Here is a 13773-nt window from a genome sequence, read left to right on the forward strand (position 1 = left end):
AGGTCAGGTGCAGATGTCGGCGACGATCACGCTGACGTTGTCGGGGGCGCCGGCGTCGAGGGTGCGGCGGACCAGCTGCTCGGCGCAGGCCTTGCGGTCGGGCTCGGTCGTCAGGACCTCGGCGATGCTCTGGTCCTCGACGTAATCGGTCAGACCGTCGCTGCACAGGAGGAAACGGTCGCCCTCGCGGATCGGGACCATGCGACCGGCGGGGCGGAACGGGCCACCCTGCACGGCCTGGGTGACCAGCGCCCGCTGCGGGTGGCGGCGGGCGTCGTCGGGGCTCAGCACGCCCTGGTCGACGAGCGCCTGCACGTACGTGTCGTCGCGGGTCAGCTGGGCCATCTCGCCGTCGCGGACCAGGTAGAGGCGGGAGTCGCCGACGTTGAGCGCGGCCACCCGGTCGCCGGCCAGCAGCATCGCCGTGACCGTCGTGCCCATGCCGTCGCGGGCGTCATCGTCGGCCACCGCCGCCTGGATGCGCTGGTTGGCCGTCTCGACGGCGTCGATCACCTCCTGCAGAGGCTCGCCGCCGTCGGGGTGCTCATCCACCACCGAAAGCGTTTTGACCAGGATGTCGCTGGCCAGCTCACCGGCGGGCAACCCGCCCATGCCGTCCGCGATCACGAGCAGCCGCCGGCCGACGAAGACCGCGTCCTCGTTGTTGGTCCGGACCAGCCCCTGGTCGGAGGCGCCGACCGCGCGGATGACGAACGTCATGTCTCCAAGCCTGCCAAACCCCGCCGTCCCCGTCTCTAGTACACGTTACGTAGGGTTGAGAGTGTGATGCCGGTGCCGATGGTAGGACGCGACGCCGCTCTGCGCGAACTCAGGGAGGCCTGGGCACGCGTCAAGCGCACCGGCCGGCCCGTGCCCGCGATCATCACCGGACTGCCCGGCACCGGCAAGAGCACGCTGGCCGCGGTGGCCGCGCCGACCGGCACGATCATGGGCCGGGCCCGGCTGCACACGCCCGCGCCCTACGACTGGCTGGCGTCGGCGCTGACCGGTCACGATCTGTCCGGCCTCGACCTGCCTCGCGACGCCCTCCGCTGGCTGGTGCAGGATCCGGACGTGCCGCGGGAGCGTTACACACCGGACGCGCTGCTGCGGATCGCCGTCGCCGCCGTTCGCGCCGTCGTCGCGGGCCGGCCCCGGGCGCTCGTGGTCGAGGATCTGCACGCCCTCGACCCGGCCAGCCTCAACCTGGTCGCCGAGCTGGCCACCGCCGACCTGCCGGCGCTGCTCCTGGTGACCAGCCGTCCCCCCGACGCCGCGGTCTCGCCGCTGCTGACCGCCCGCACCCTGGCCTGCCTCTCCGGCGTGCCCGGGGCGGTTCGCCACCACCTCGGCGCCCTCGACGCGGCCCAGGTCAAAAGCGTTCTCGACCACGTGTACGCGGACAGCACGCTGACCGCCGACCTGGCCGCCTCGGTGTGGCGCCGCACCGGCGGCAACCCGTACCGCCTGACCGAGCTGATCGCCGTCGAGGGCGCCACCGGCCCGTCCGGGCTGGCCCCGTGCCCCGCCCCGGCCCTGACCGCCCGCGAACGTGAGGTCCTGGGCCTGCTCGCCGAGGGTATGTCCAACAAGCAGATCGCCCGGGCCCTGGGCATCGCCGTCCGCACCGTCACCGTGCACGTGTCCAACCTGCTCCGTAAGACCGGCGCCACCTCCCGCACCGAGGCCGCCCTCAAGGCCGCCCGCACGTGAGCTGGTCCCGCCCGGGGTGTCGGCCCCGGGCGGGCTGTCAGCCGCGTGGAGGCTAGGCCTGCCGCCACAACTGGTTGAGGTTTCCGGTCTGGCAGTCCCAGATCACGCTGACCGCGCCGACCGTTGCGGTGCCGCCGTTGTCCAGGCAGAAGTTGTGCCCGCCGGAGTGGTTGGCGCTGACGACCCGCAGGAACCCGGGCACCTCGCTGACCACCACCTGCCAGCGTTCCGACAGGTCACCACCGCACAGGTGCTGCTTGACGTTGCGGCCGACGGTGGGGGTGGCGAAGTCGATGCACAGCCCGCTGTTGAGGTTGCGCAGGTTGACGAAGCCGCCGCCGACCGACACCGGCAGCCAGTTCTGGTTCGGGTCGGTGACGTTGGCGCTGTCCGGGTGGCAGGTGTTCTGCACCAGCGCCGTGTTGTCCAGCAGTGATCCGCCGGCCACCTCCAGGCACAGCCCGCTGGTCCGGCTGACCAGGGCGAACGCCGAACCTACGTGAAGTGGCGCCGCGCCGGCCCGAGTCGCGGCCCGGGCGGGCGAGCCCACGGCGACCAGGCCGAACGCCGCGACCAGCGCGAGAGCCAGGTGGGCCAGTCGGTTGATTCTGATCATCAAATCCCCCTCAGGAATCGTGTGCCTCGAGTCTTGGCCGGCCGGACCCGCGAACCACCGAGGTTGTTCCCATGTGGAAAGAGCTCTCAGCTGTTCGATTCGCGACTGCTCGATCACCGCGCCGCCGCATAACATCCGGTCGGGCACAGGCCGGACGGGGGTTTTCGGTGAACGGATGGGACATCGACGTGTCCGCGCTGCGCAGCTTCGTCGTGTTGGCGATCGTCCGGAGCTACACGACGGCGGCCCACGAACTCACCATCTCGCCGTCCGGGCTGACCAAGCGCATCCAGGCGCTGGAGCGGCGGCTCGGGACGCCGCTGCTCATCCGCGACCACGGCGGGGTCGGCGGGCTGACCCCGGCCGGACGCACCCTGATGCGCGGTGCCGCCGAACTGCTCAGCGCCTTCGACTCGATCTACCGCTCCTTCCGGCGCACCGTCGGTCCGGGGCTGCGGATCGCCATCCAGGGCATCGACCGGCTGGTGGGCGAACGCCGGCAGATGATGGCGGCCGGGCTCGCGCTGCGGGCCATCCATCCGGGTACCTCGATCGAGTTCTCCCTGCTGGGGTACGAGGAGCCGGTCGAGGTGTTGCGCGGCGGCCGGGCCGACCTGGTGCTGACCGCCCTGCCGCTGCCGCACGGCGACCTGGTGTCGACCCGGCTGTGGCCGATGCGGCGGGTCGGCGTGGTGTCGGCCCGGCATCCGCTGGCCCGCTGGGGCGAGGTGGACGCCGAGGAGTTCGCCGCGCACACGATGCTGCACGTCCCGACGATCTCCGCCGAGTTCATGTCCCTGTGGTCGCTGGGCGACACCCGTCCACTGGCCGGGGCCAAGCTGGTGGAGATCGAGCCCCGCAACTTCCGCGACGTGTACGAGAGCATCGTCTCGACCGGCGGAGCCCTGGCGGTCCACCCGGAGGCGGCCCGCAACCGCCCCCGCGACCTCCGGGTGCGAGCCGTGGCGCTGCGTAACGCGCCGCACACCTGGTATCACATGGCCAAACGCCGCGAAGTCCAAGATCCCCGTACGGAGACGTTCCTTCGCTTGTTGAGGGTGGCCACGCACGCAGGTGGAGCGGAGCGACCCTCGGCGGGAGCAGCGGTCTGGACCACCCACCCAGCCACGACATGATCTTGAATTTGAGCTTGATCCTGGTCTGGATCCTGGGGTTGCGGAGGGGCGGCGCGACAACATATACGCGCCTCAGTCACAATCGCCCAGTGACGGATTCGATTCATTCGCGGATTGCTACGGAGCTCGGGGTTCGGGAGGGCCAGGTAACCGCCGCGGTCGAGCTGCTCGACGGGGGCGCCACGGTGCCGTTCATCGCCCGGTACCGCAAGGAGGTCACCGGCACGCTCGACGACCAGCAGCTGCGCACCCTCGAGGAGCGCCTCGGATACCTGCGTGAGCTGGAGGAACGCCGCGCGGCGATCCTGGAGTCGATCCGGTCGCAGGGCAAGCTGGACGACGCGCTGGAGGCGCAGATCCGCGAGGCCGACACCAAGGCGCGGCTCGAGGACATCTACCTGCCGTACAAGCCCAAGCGCCGCACCCGCGCCCAGATCGCGCGTGAGGCCGGCCTGGAACCGCTGGCCGACCTGCTGATCGGTGACCCGACCCGGACGCCGCAGGACGAGGCGGCCGCGTTCGTCGACGCCGACAAGGGGGTGGCCGACGCGCAGGCCGCGCTCGACGGCGCCCGGGCGATCCTGATCGAGCGCTTCGCCGAGGACGCCGACCTGATCGGTGAGCTGCGCGAACGCATGTGGACGCGGGGACGGCTGGCGGCCAAGGTGCGCGACGGCAAGGAGACCGAGGGCGCCAAGTTCAGCGACTACTTCGACTTCGCCGAGCCGTTCCCGAAGTTGCCGTCGCACCGGATCCTGGCCATGTTCCGGGGCGAGAAGGAAGAGGTCCTCGACCTCACCATGGACCCGGCGGCGGAGCCGGACGAGGAGGACCGCTCGTACGAGGCGGCCATCGCCGGGCGCAACGGGATCGTCGACCAGGGCCGGCCCGGCGACAAGTGGCTGGCCGACACCGTGCGCTGGGCCTGGCGTACCCGCATCCTCATCCACCTGGGCGCCGACCTGCGGGTGCGGTTGTTCCAGGCGGCCGAGGAGGAGGCCGTCCGGGTCTTCGCCGCCAACCTGCGCGACCTGCTGCTCGCGGCACCGGCCGGCACCCGGGCGACGATGGGACTCGACCCGGGCTTCCGCACCGGCGTCAAGGTGGCAGTGGTCGACGGCACCGGCAAGTGCGTGGCGACGTCCACGATCTACCCGCACGTCCCGCAGAACAAATGGGACCAGTCCCTGCATACCCTGGCGACCCTGGCCAAGCAACACAACGTCGATCTGATCGCCATCGGCAACGGCACCGCCTCCCGGGAGACCGACCGGCTCGCCGCCGACCTGATCAAGCAGCAGCCCGACCTGAAACTCACCAAGATCGTCGTCTCCGAGGCGGGCGCGTCGGTCTATTCGGCCAGCGCCTACGCGTCACAGGAACTGCCCGGCATGGACGTGTCCCTGCGCGGCGCCGTGTCCATCGCCCGCCGCCTGCAGGACCCCCTGGCCGAGTTGGTGAAGATCGACCCGCGTTCGATCGGCGTCGGCCAGTACCAGCACGACCTGTCCGAGGTGAAACTGTCCCGCTCGCTCGACGCCGTCGTCGAGGACTGCGTGAACGCGGTCGGCGTCGACGTCAACACGGCTTCGGCGCCGCTGCTCACCCGGGTCTCCGGGATCGGCGCCGGCCTGGCCGAGAACATCGTCCTGCACCGCGACGCCAACGGCCGCTTCCGCTCCCGGGACGAGCTCAAGAAGGTGGCGCGCCTGGGCCCGAAGGCGTTCGAGCAGTGCGCCGGCTTCCTGCGCATCCCCGACGGCGACGACCCGCTCGACGCGTCGTCGGTGCACCCCGAGTCGTACCCGGTGGTCCGCACGATCCTGGCCAGCGCCGGCGCCGACCTCAAGGCGGTGATCGGGAACGGCTCGCTGCTGCGCGGCATCAAGCCCACCGACTTCGTCACCGACACGGTCGGCCTGCCCACGATCACCGACATCCTCAAGGAACTGGAGAAGCCCGGCCGCGACCCGCGCCCCCAGTTCGTCACCGCGACCTTCGCCGAGGGCGTCGAGAAGATCGCCGACCTCCAGCCCGGCATGATCCTCGAGGGCGTGGTCACCAACGTGGCCGCGTTCGGGGCGTTCGTCGACGTCGGCGTCCACCAGGACGGGCTGGTGCACGTGTCGGCGCTGTCGGACACGTTCGTCAAGGACCCGCGCGAGGTGGTCAAGTCCGGGGACGTGGTCAAGGTCCGGGTGGTCGAGGTGGACGAGGCGCGCAAGCGGATCTCGCTCACGATGCGGCTGCAGGACAAGCCGGCGGCGGCGCGCGATTCCCAGCCGCGGGGGGAGCGGCCGCAGCAGCGAGGCGGGGAGCGGGGTCAGGGCGGCGGCGGTCGAGGCGGCCAGGGCGGGCAGGGCGGTCAGCGTGGTGGGCAGGGCGGGCAGCGCGGCGGCGGTCAAGGCGGTCAGCGCGGCGGCGGGCAGCGCGAGGGCCAAGGCGGTCAGGGCGGTCAGCGTCAGGGCGCCGGGCAACGGCAGGGCGGCGGCGGGCAGCGTCAGCAGCAGCAGCAGTCGTTCAACGGCGGCGCGATGGCTGATGCTCTGCGCCGGGCGGGCCTGACGAAGGACTAGATCAAGAGCTTGGATGTCGTAGGTGGGTGGGTGGTGCTGACCGCTGCTCCCGCCGAGGGTCGCTGCGCTCCACGTGCGTGAGTGGTCGCCCTTTTTGGCGCTCCGCGCCCAGAACCATTGTGGAGCCGGCGGCCATATCACCCTTTCGTGGGACACCCAGGAGCAGGGCGCCGTCCGTTCGGCGGCGGCGTTTCGCGGCCTTTCGCGGGAGCCCCGGCCGGCGGGGCGGCATAGTACTGGACGAGGCGGCCGTGGACCGTCCACACACGCCGTTCACCTGATCGCGAAAGGCCTGCATCGCGATAACATCTGCGGCATGAGTCCGGAGGATCGGTTCGAGGAGCTGATCGCCGCGATGGCCGGCCTGGGGGTCACGCCACCCGCGGGCGGGCGCCGCTTCCACTCCCCCGCGCTGCGCTACGAGGGCCGGGTGATCGCCATGCTGAGCGGCCCCAGCCTGGCCGTCAAGCTGCCCCGCGACCTGGTCGACGAGCTGGTGTTCCGCGGCTACGGCACACACTTCGCCGGCCTGCGGGGCGAGCCGATGCGCGAGTGGTTCGTGCTCGCGCCCAGCTCAGACGTCCCGTGGCTGGAGCTCGCCAAGGAGGCTCTGTCCCACGCCCAGCGCACCCGCGCCTAGGTCACCTGAGCCACGAGACATGGCGGCGCCGGCGGGCCTGGTTCACCCGTCGCGCGCTGTCGCCACCCCGCGCGCCCGTGCTCCGGTCACGTCCCGTCGGCTGAACCGCGAGACGCGGGCCCGAGCGGATCATCCGGCGGGAACCACGGCGACCTCGGCCGGCCCGCCGAAGACCTCGCCGACCAGGATCCAGAGGGCGAGCCCGCCCAACAGCAGCGCGACCGTGATCAACACCAACAGCACTACCCGCGTCGTCAACGATGAGCGCTCCAGCTCGGCCGCCTCGAACGTCTCGTACGGCCGGGGAAGCGCGGCCGCATCGAACCCTCCCGGCAACGGATGCGCCCCGAACATATGCGGCTGCGTGGCCGACTCGAAGGTGTGCGGTGGCGCGGCCGGGCGCGACGCGGCCGGCTCGAAGGTGTACGGCGGCTCGAACGTGCGCGCGGGCTCAGCTGGTTGCTGCGGGCGCCGGGGCCGGGAGGTGCCGCCGCCGGCCAGTTCGTCGAGCACCTCGCGGGCGGTCGGCCGCTGCCGCGGGTCTTTGGCCAGCGTGCTCGCGACCAGCGAACGCAGCGGCTCGGTCAGGCCGTCCAGATAGGGCGGCCGGGTCAGGATGCAGGCCGCGGTGGCCGCGGGACTGTCGGCGTGGAACGGGGTGCGGCCGGTTCCGGCGTACGCGATCACGCAACCCCAGGCGAAGACGTCGGCGGCCGCGGTCAGTTCGGCGGCGAGGTCGTTGTCGAAGCGTTCGGGGGCCATGTACGCGACGGTGCCGACGAACTGGTCGGTGCGGGTGTGCCGGCTGGTCGCCTCGAACGCCCGGGCGATGCCGAAGTCGATCACCTTGGGGCGGCCCGGCCCCAGGAGCACGTTCTGGGGCTTGAGGTCGCGGTGGATCACCCCGGCGCCGTGGATGCCGACCAGGGCGGTGGCCACGCCCGCGGCCACCGCATGCAACCGGCCCGGTGGCAGCGGGCCCTCCCCGTCGACCACCTCGGACAGGGACGGCCCGTCGACGAATTCGGTGACCAGGTAGGGCGGGTCCCGTTCGACGTCGGCGTCGAGCAGCTCGGCGGTGCAGTAGGCGGGCACCTCGCGGGCCCGGTTGACCTCGCTGCGGAACCGGGCCGCGAACTGAGGGTCACCAGCCGGCCCGGTGTGCACGAGCTTGACCGCGACGAGCCGGCCACCGGGCGCCTCGGCCAGGAACACCACGCCCATGCCGCCCCGCCCGAGCCGCCCCAGCATCCGGTAGCGCCCCAGCCACTCCGGGTCGTTGCGCTGGAGCGGTTGGGTCCGGCGCGCCACGTCGACCCGGGGTTCGATCACCGTCGAACCGTAGTCGGGTCACCGCCCGAGGCGCCCACCGACCCCTCCGAGTGGTAGGCCCCAGCGGCGTCCGAGCCCCGAACGCCGCCCGGGGCTACCACCGAACCAGAGTGGGAGGCCCCAGCGGTATCTGAGGCGTGAACGCCGCCCGGGGCTACCACTGGGGGTTTGGGGCGGGTGGCGAGCAGGACGGTGGCGGCGGCCAGGAGGATCAGGGCGGCCAGGAGCCAGGGGGCGCCGGCGCCGGCCACGGAGGCGGCCACGGATTCCTGCAGGTGAGTGGCCGCGGCGACCACGGGGTCGGTGCCGGCGGTGCGGCGGTCGGCCGCCACCCGGAGTTCGTAGGCGCCGTACCAGGTCACGTAGCCCCCGGTGAGGATGAGCACGGCGCCGGTGATGCGCGGGGTCAGGGCGGACAGGCGGCGCATCCGGGCGATCAGCGAGTCGCGGACCAGCGCCACGGCCACCGCGGCGACGGCGATGACCAGGCCCATCCCGGCGCTGTAGGCCAGGAACGGGCCCAGCCCGTCGGCCCGCTCGCCGGCCACCACGATGGCCAGGAACGGGCCGGCGGCACAGCCCAGCGAGGCCAGGGCGTACGCCGCGCCGAAGGCCACCGTCGACCACACCGAGCCGGTGAGCCGCGGCGCGCGCAACCCACCGCCCAGCGGGGGCAGCGAACGCCCGGTCAGCAGCCAGCCGCCGGCCAGCGCGAGGCCGGCGCCGAGGGCCACGGTCAGCCAGGGCAGCCGGGGTTGCAGCAGATCCTCGACCGGCCGGAGCACCAGCCCGAAGGCGCCGAACACCAGCACGTACCCCACGGTCAGCAGGACGGCGCAGCGCAGGGCCCGGCCGACGGCCTGGACGGATCCGCCGGGGCGGTCGCCGGCGACCAGGACCGAGAGGTACGCGGGCAGCAGCGCGAACCCGCACGGGTTGACCGCCGCCAGCATCCCGGCCGTGACCGCCAGCGCCAGCACGGTTCAGCCCACCAGGGTCTTCACCTTGGCCGGCAGGTCCACCGAGTCCAGATAGCTGCTGGTGACCACCTTACCGGCCGCGTCGACCAGCACGTACGTGCTCTGCTGGGTGATGCCGAACTTCCGCCACACCGCCCCGGCCTGGTCGTCGAGGGTGCGGACATCGGGGATCTCCAGGTCGCTGACGAACTCGTGCATCTCGGCGTTGCTGCCGAGGCCGGCGACACCGAGGACGCCGAGCTTTCCGGCGTACTCCTGCTGGATCTCCTGCACCGAGCTGGCCTGACCCGCGCAGGTCGCGCACCACGGCGCCCAGAACCAGAGCAGCGCGGGCTTCCCGGCCAGCGTGGCCGCGTCGAACTGCTTGCCGTCCAGGGTCGTGCCGGTGAACGACAGGACGCCCGTCGCGGGTGCGGCCGGCGTGGCCTTGGCCGTGGTTCCGCACGCGGCCAGCGAGAACAGCACCAGGACGGCGAGCAGTTTGCGGATCACTTCGGAGCTCCCTCCAGCCGCAGCGCGAGCGCCGGGCAGACGTTGACCGCCTTGCGGGCGCCGTTCTCCAGCCACGGCGGCAGCGGGGTCTGCGGGAAGGCCGGGAACCCGTTCGCGTCGAGCCGGATGATCTCGGGGGCGACGGCCGAGCACAGCCCGTGCCCGTCACAGCGCGACCAGTCCACGGCCAGCTTCCGCGCGCCCTGCTCGGCCTGGTAGGGCAGCGGCAGAACGCCCCGCACCTGTTTGCCGCAGCCCTCGCCGTTGGCGTGGGCCTCGACGTCGCGGGCGAACACCTCCAGCGCCGACAGCGCGAACCGGGACGTGCCGTCGGGGTGGCTGCACGCGCCCCGGCCCTTGACCACGCCGGCCGCCGCGCGTACGTGTTCGAGGGCGCTGCCGCCCAGGGCGACCAGCGTCACCGCGCGGGCCAGGTCGGGCAGGCCCATCCGGCACGGGCCGCACTGGCCGGCCGACTCGCCGGCGAGGTATTGCACGACCTGCGCGGCCTCGCCCAGCGGGCAGGTGGCCGAGCCGATCGGGATGAGCATGCCGGCGCCCAGCGTGCCGCCGACCGCGGCGAAGCCCTTGCGCGAGATGGTGACCGTCTCGGCCGCCTCGGCGCTGATCCACTTGCCGTGGTAGCCGCCGACCAGCAGGCCGGGGCCGATGTCGGCGCCGCACATGTTGAGCACGTCCATCAGCGAGGTGCCGGTGGGTGCCTCGATGACGGCGGGCGAGCTGGCCGAGCCGCCCACGGTCAGCATGACCGTGCCGGGCTCCTCGGGGATGCCGACCGCGTTGTACTCCCACGGCCCGAGCCGGGCGGCGATGGCCAGCTGCGAGTAGGTCTCGGCGTTGGACAGCAGGGTGGGCAGGCCCATCACGCCGTTGTCGCTGGAGCGCACCTTGCGGCCGGGCGGGATGTGGGCCTCGCCGTTGATGCCGCGGACCAGGGCGCCGCCCTCGCCGGAGATGAACCGGTGGGGCACCACGACGATCCGGGTCGGCACCGGCATCCGGCGCTCGGCCAGCGCCGCGGCCAGCGAGTCCTGGCCGATGTTGTCGTCGGCGACGCCGATCACGATCTCTTCGGCGTCGAGGGCGGCGGCGGCGAGGGCGGCGCCATCCAGGATCAGGTGCGGTCCCCGGGTGAGGATCGCCTTGTCCTTCCACGAGGGCGGCTCGCCCTCGGTGGCGTTGACGACGATCACCGGCGGCAGGTCCTGACGCCGGCACGAGTCGAGGACGGCGCGTACCTTGCGGGCGAACGGGAACCCGGCGCCGCCGCGGCCGCGGAGTTCGATCCGGTCGGCGAGCCCGATGAGCTCGCCGGAGGACAGTTGCGCGAACCCGCCGTGAACTTCCTGATGTGCGGCGAGGTCGAGCCGGCCGTACTCGTCGAAGCCCGCGGTGATGCGCGGTGTGCCGATGCTGGTGACCGGCGGGACCTGCGACGAACTCACCTACCGAGCCTCTCCCCTGAGCTGACGCCAGTACTGCGCGTCGTCGAGCGATTCGTCCCCACCGCTGACCCGATCGCGCCGGCCACCCCGGGGCCGGATCGGTTCCGCCTGCTGCGCCTGGCGGCGCGCGCGGCGGGAAGCCATGTCGACGAGCGTGGGGGTCTCGTCGGGCTCCATGAAGTTCGGGTCGCTGCGGCCGCGCCAGCCCTCGGACTGCGGGGCGAGGTCGACGAACTCGCTGCGGCTGTGCCGGCCGGAGTCGGCCCGGTCGACGTCGTCACGCCCTTCTCGCCGGGAGCGGCGCGGGGCGTCGTAGGTCTCGAACTCGCCGGTGCGGTAGTCGCCGCGGCGGCCGCGGGGGGCGTCGTCGTAGCGGTCGTCGTCATCGTCGGCGTACCGGCGGCGGCGGGGAGCCTCGTCCTCGTAGCGGTAACGCTCGTCCTCGATCGCCCGCCGCGACATCTGGCCGGTGGGCTCGTCGTAGTATTCACGCCCGCGGCGGGACATCTGGCCGGTGGGCTCGTCGTAGGACTCCATGGCACGACGGGACATGGCGCCGGTCGGCTCGTCGTAGCGCTCGTCGGCGCGGCGGCGCCCACCCCGGCGGCCGTACCCCTCGTCGTCGTACGGCATCGGGCTGATCGGGTTGCTGCTGATCGGCATCGAGCTCGACGGCATGCCGCTGGCCGGCATCGCGCTGGCGGGCATCCCGCTGGCCGGCATGCCACTGGCCGGCGGGGCCATCACCGGCGGGCGCGGGGTGGCCGGCTTGAACGTCTCGACCGAGGGCGGCTCGGGCTCCTCGCGACGCTTGCGCCGGGGCGCCGGGGCGGCGGCGGTGGGCACAACCGCGCCGACCGGCTTCATCGAACCGGTGGAGGTGGAGGAGAAGTCCTTCTTGCGGTTGAGGCTGACCGAGAGACGGACGGCCAGGCCGATCAGCACGCCCAGCACGCAGACGATGTAGCTGACGGTGACCCAGGTGGCGGCCGGGCGGCCGGCGCCGAGGCCGTGGATCAGGGCGAGCGGCCACATCAGGTACGAGATCGAGTGGATCGAGCGCCACATCCACGGCTTGCCCCGGCCGATGAACCGGGCCCGGGCCAGACCGGTCCAGGTCACCAGCAGCAGCACCCACCCGGACAGGGTGCCCAGCCCGACGTAGAAGTTGTTGAACGACGACAGGATCGGGATGAAGTCGATCAGGCCGATGTGCTCTTCCATGAACTTCGTCCACACGTGGGCGACCAGCGAGGTGACCGCGATGACGCCGGTGGTGCGGTGCGCGGACTGGAGCAGCACGCGCTGCCGGATGGAGAGCACGAGACGGTCGGTGGAGACCAGCCCGACCATGATCGTGATGGACAGCGACACGAGGGTCAGCACGCCCATGTAGAACTCGGAGTACGCGAAGAAGTAGTAGTACCCGACCCGGCCGAACGGTGTCAGCATCGACGCGGCCCAGACGGCCGTCAGGATGCAGATCGCCAACACGGCGACCGACCACTTCGGCGGTGGCTTGCGTCCGCCGGTGGCATCCACCGCCACCGGCTCCGGCCGGTTGTCGGGTCGTTCGTTGTACCTCGTGCGAGCCATTGACTCCTCGTTCTCCGCAGCGGTCTGTGTCCCTCGGGGCGTTCGGTACACCGGCATCCGTGGGGGATGCCCCGCGCTTCAGTTCTGGGGGGCCGGGGCGGCCGCGTCACTCCTTTGCCCGTTTGCACCCTGCGTTGCGGCCTGTTCGTGCCCTCCCCCATCTACGGAAGCCAGCCGTGTTCGGATGAACCAACTCCGAGAAGTTTCCCGACCTTCTTGCCCGGCCCTGCTACCCCACTCCCGGGCAGTGCCTCTGAGCTGCGGAGACATGGAAACGCAACGGTCAGCTAAGGCAAAAATAAGGTGCCGTCCGGTGGTGACCCGGGCCACCCGGTGAACCAATCCTCCGGGTCGTGCGAACTACCTGTTGTGCCGGTGACTGTGACTCCGCTGCGTAAGGAGATGATTGCTGTGCGGCATCGTGGTGCTGCCCTGCTGCTCTCGGTCGCGCTCACCCTGTTGACTACGGCTCTGCTGCCCGCTCCGGCTCAGGCCGAGGTCGACGGAGTGGATCTGAAGGTGACGAAGGTGCCGGACGAGTTCAAGGCCGGCGACGACCCGGACGTCGTCGAGGTCGTCGTGTCCACCGACAACCCCGGGCGCTGCCAGAAGGTCCGGTGGTCGCTGCTGGTCGGGGTGGAAGGAGCCGACCCCGATCAGGTACGGGTGAACCGGGTCGAGGAGGACGGCACGTTCCCGACCCAGACGCGGGCCGAGGGTGACCGGACCCGGATCACCGACACCCAGTTCGACCCCGGCCAGCTGTGCCGTGGGCGTACCGTGACCGGCCGTTATCTGGTCTCGGTGACCGGCGGCGCGCCCGACGGCGAGGTGACCTTCGAGTCGGAGGCGTTCGACGCGCGCGGGACGCTGCTGCAGAAGGCCGATGCCACCAGCGACATCTCGGGCGTCGCGAAGCCGTCACCGTCACCGTCGCCTTCCCCCTCGCCCAGCGAGCCGGGCGACGAGGAGGAGCCCGCGGCCGTACCCCCGCCATCACCTTCGCGGAGCGACACCGAACTCGCCGCCGGCCAGGACAGCACGCCCAGCCTGCTCGGCCCGGGCCTGATCGTCGGCGCCATCCTGGTCTTCATCGGCGTCGGGCTGCTGCTGCGGATCCGGATGCGGAACCGGCCCAAGCGCCCCCAGCGCCCGCAGATGCCGGGGTACGTGCGGTACTGAGTCACCTGGTTGACGGCGGTGACCCCGGCCGGTGCGCGATCCTG

General features: G+C 72.0%; 12 protein-coding genes. 5 read left to right on the top strand and 7 right to left on the bottom strand.

The features are described 5' to 3' along the window. Positions 1-3: 3 nt before the first annotated feature. Positions 4-720 (bottom strand): PP2C family protein-serine/threonine phosphatase, encoded by a 717-nt coding sequence (locus ACGFIO_RS26610; protein ID WP_392829622.1) that lies wholly within the window; start codon positions 718-720, stop codon positions 4-6. A 78-nt stretch (positions 721-798) separates the two neighbouring features. On the opposite strand from ACGFIO_RS26610, the gene ACGFIO_RS26615 reads away from it, so the two are divergent. Next, positions 799-1713 carry a LuxR C-terminal-related transcriptional regulator gene (locus ACGFIO_RS26615; protein WP_392830010.1) on the top strand — a complete coding sequence of 305 codons (915 nt, stop codon included), beginning with the start codon at positions 799-801 and terminating at the stop codon, positions 1711-1713. A gap of 52 nt (positions 1714-1765) precedes the next feature. On the opposite strand, the gene ACGFIO_RS26620 is transcribed toward ACGFIO_RS26615, so the two are convergent. Next, complete coding sequence (locus ACGFIO_RS26620; protein ID WP_392829623.1) at positions 1766-2329, bottom strand: RICIN domain-containing protein; 564 nt, start codon at positions 2327-2329, stop codon at positions 1766-1768. 167 nt (positions 2330-2496) lie between these two features. On the opposite strand from ACGFIO_RS26620, the gene ACGFIO_RS26625 reads away from it, so the two are divergent. The 3 genes from ACGFIO_RS26625 to ACGFIO_RS26635 all read left to right on the top strand — a co-directional run bounded on the left by ACGFIO_RS26625 (position 2497) and on the right by ACGFIO_RS26635 (position 6681). Then, complete coding sequence (locus tag ACGFIO_RS26625; RefSeq protein WP_392829625.1) at positions 2497-3465, top strand: LysR substrate-binding domain-containing protein; 969 nt, start codon at positions 2497-2499, stop codon at positions 3463-3465. An 89-nt stretch (positions 3466-3554) separates the two neighbouring features. Further along, entirely contained in the window at positions 3555-6041 is a 2487-nt protein-coding gene (locus ACGFIO_RS26630; protein WP_392829627.1) for a Tex family protein, read from the top strand. A 316-nt stretch (positions 6042-6357) separates the two neighbouring features. After that, on the top strand, positions 6358-6681 hold the full coding sequence (locus tag ACGFIO_RS26635; RefSeq protein WP_392829629.1) for a hypothetical protein: 324 nt from the start codon (positions 6358-6360) through the stop codon (positions 6679-6681). Positions 6682-6810: 129 nt separating this feature from the next. On the opposite strand, the gene ACGFIO_RS26640 is transcribed toward ACGFIO_RS26635, so the two are convergent. The 5 genes from ACGFIO_RS26640 to ACGFIO_RS26660 are packed head-to-tail and all read right to left on the bottom strand — an operon-like array spanning position 6811 to position 12547. Further along, positions 6811-8013 (bottom strand): serine/threonine-protein kinase, encoded by a 1203-nt coding sequence (locus tag ACGFIO_RS26640; RefSeq protein WP_392829630.1) that lies wholly within the window; start codon positions 8011-8013, stop codon positions 6811-6813. Further along, on the bottom strand, positions 8010-8993 hold the full coding sequence (locus ACGFIO_RS26645; RefSeq protein ID WP_392829632.1) for a cytochrome c biogenesis CcdA family protein: 984 nt from the start codon (positions 8991-8993) through the stop codon (positions 8010-8012). The genes ACGFIO_RS26640 and ACGFIO_RS26645 overlap by 4 nt, the downstream gene beginning before the upstream one ends. A gap of 3 nt (positions 8994-8996) precedes the next feature. Next, positions 8997-9482: a redoxin family protein gene (locus ACGFIO_RS26650; protein ID WP_392830012.1), complete on the bottom strand. Its 486-nt coding sequence runs from the start codon at positions 9480-9482 to the stop codon at positions 8997-8999. Next, complete coding sequence (locus tag ACGFIO_RS26655) at positions 9482-10951, bottom strand: NADH-ubiquinone oxidoreductase-F iron-sulfur binding region domain-containing protein (protein WP_392829634.1); 1470 nt, start codon at positions 10949-10951, stop codon at positions 9482-9484. Before ACGFIO_RS26655 ends, ACGFIO_RS26650 begins: the two co-directional genes overlap by 1 nt. Further along, positions 10952-12547: a translation initiation factor III gene (locus ACGFIO_RS26660; RefSeq protein WP_392829635.1), complete on the bottom strand. Its 1596-nt coding sequence runs from the start codon at positions 12545-12547 to the stop codon at positions 10952-10954. It abuts the gene before it with no gap. A 411-nt stretch (positions 12548-12958) separates the two neighbouring features. Here ACGFIO_RS26660 and ACGFIO_RS26665 point away from each other — a divergent pair, with 411 nt between their 5' ends. Further along, on the top strand, positions 12959-13729 hold the full coding sequence (locus ACGFIO_RS26665) for a hypothetical protein (RefSeq protein ID WP_392829637.1): 771 nt from the start codon (positions 12959-12961) through the stop codon (positions 13727-13729). The last annotated feature ends 44 nt before the right edge of the window (positions 13730-13773 follow it).

This window comes from Actinoplanes sp. NPDC049265 (genome assembly GCF_043197135.1).
In the GTDB taxonomy this organism is placed as follows: domain Bacteria; phylum Actinomycetota; class Actinomycetes; order Mycobacteriales; family Micromonosporaceae; genus Actinoplanes.

Bases quoted from the DNA above. Each gene is read 5' to 3' on its own strand.
- ACGFIO_RS26615 (WP_392830010.1), top strand. From the start codon at position 799: ATGGTAGGACGCGACGCCGCTCTGCGCGAACTCAGGGAGGCCTGGGCA.
- ACGFIO_RS26620 (WP_392829623.1), bottom strand. From the start codon at position 2,329: ATGATCAGAATCAACCGACTGGCCCACCTGGCTCTCGCGCTGGTCGCG.
- ACGFIO_RS26610 (WP_392829622.1), bottom strand. From the start codon at position 720: ATGACGTTCGTCATCCGCGCGGTCGGCGCCTCCGACCAGGGGCTGGTC.
- ACGFIO_RS26660 (WP_392829635.1), bottom strand. From the start codon at position 12,547: ATGGCTCGCACGAGGTACAACGAACGACCCGACAACCGGCCGGAGCCG.
- ACGFIO_RS26635 (WP_392829629.1), top strand. From the start codon at position 6,358: ATGAGTCCGGAGGATCGGTTCGAGGAGCTGATCGCCGCGATGGCCGGC.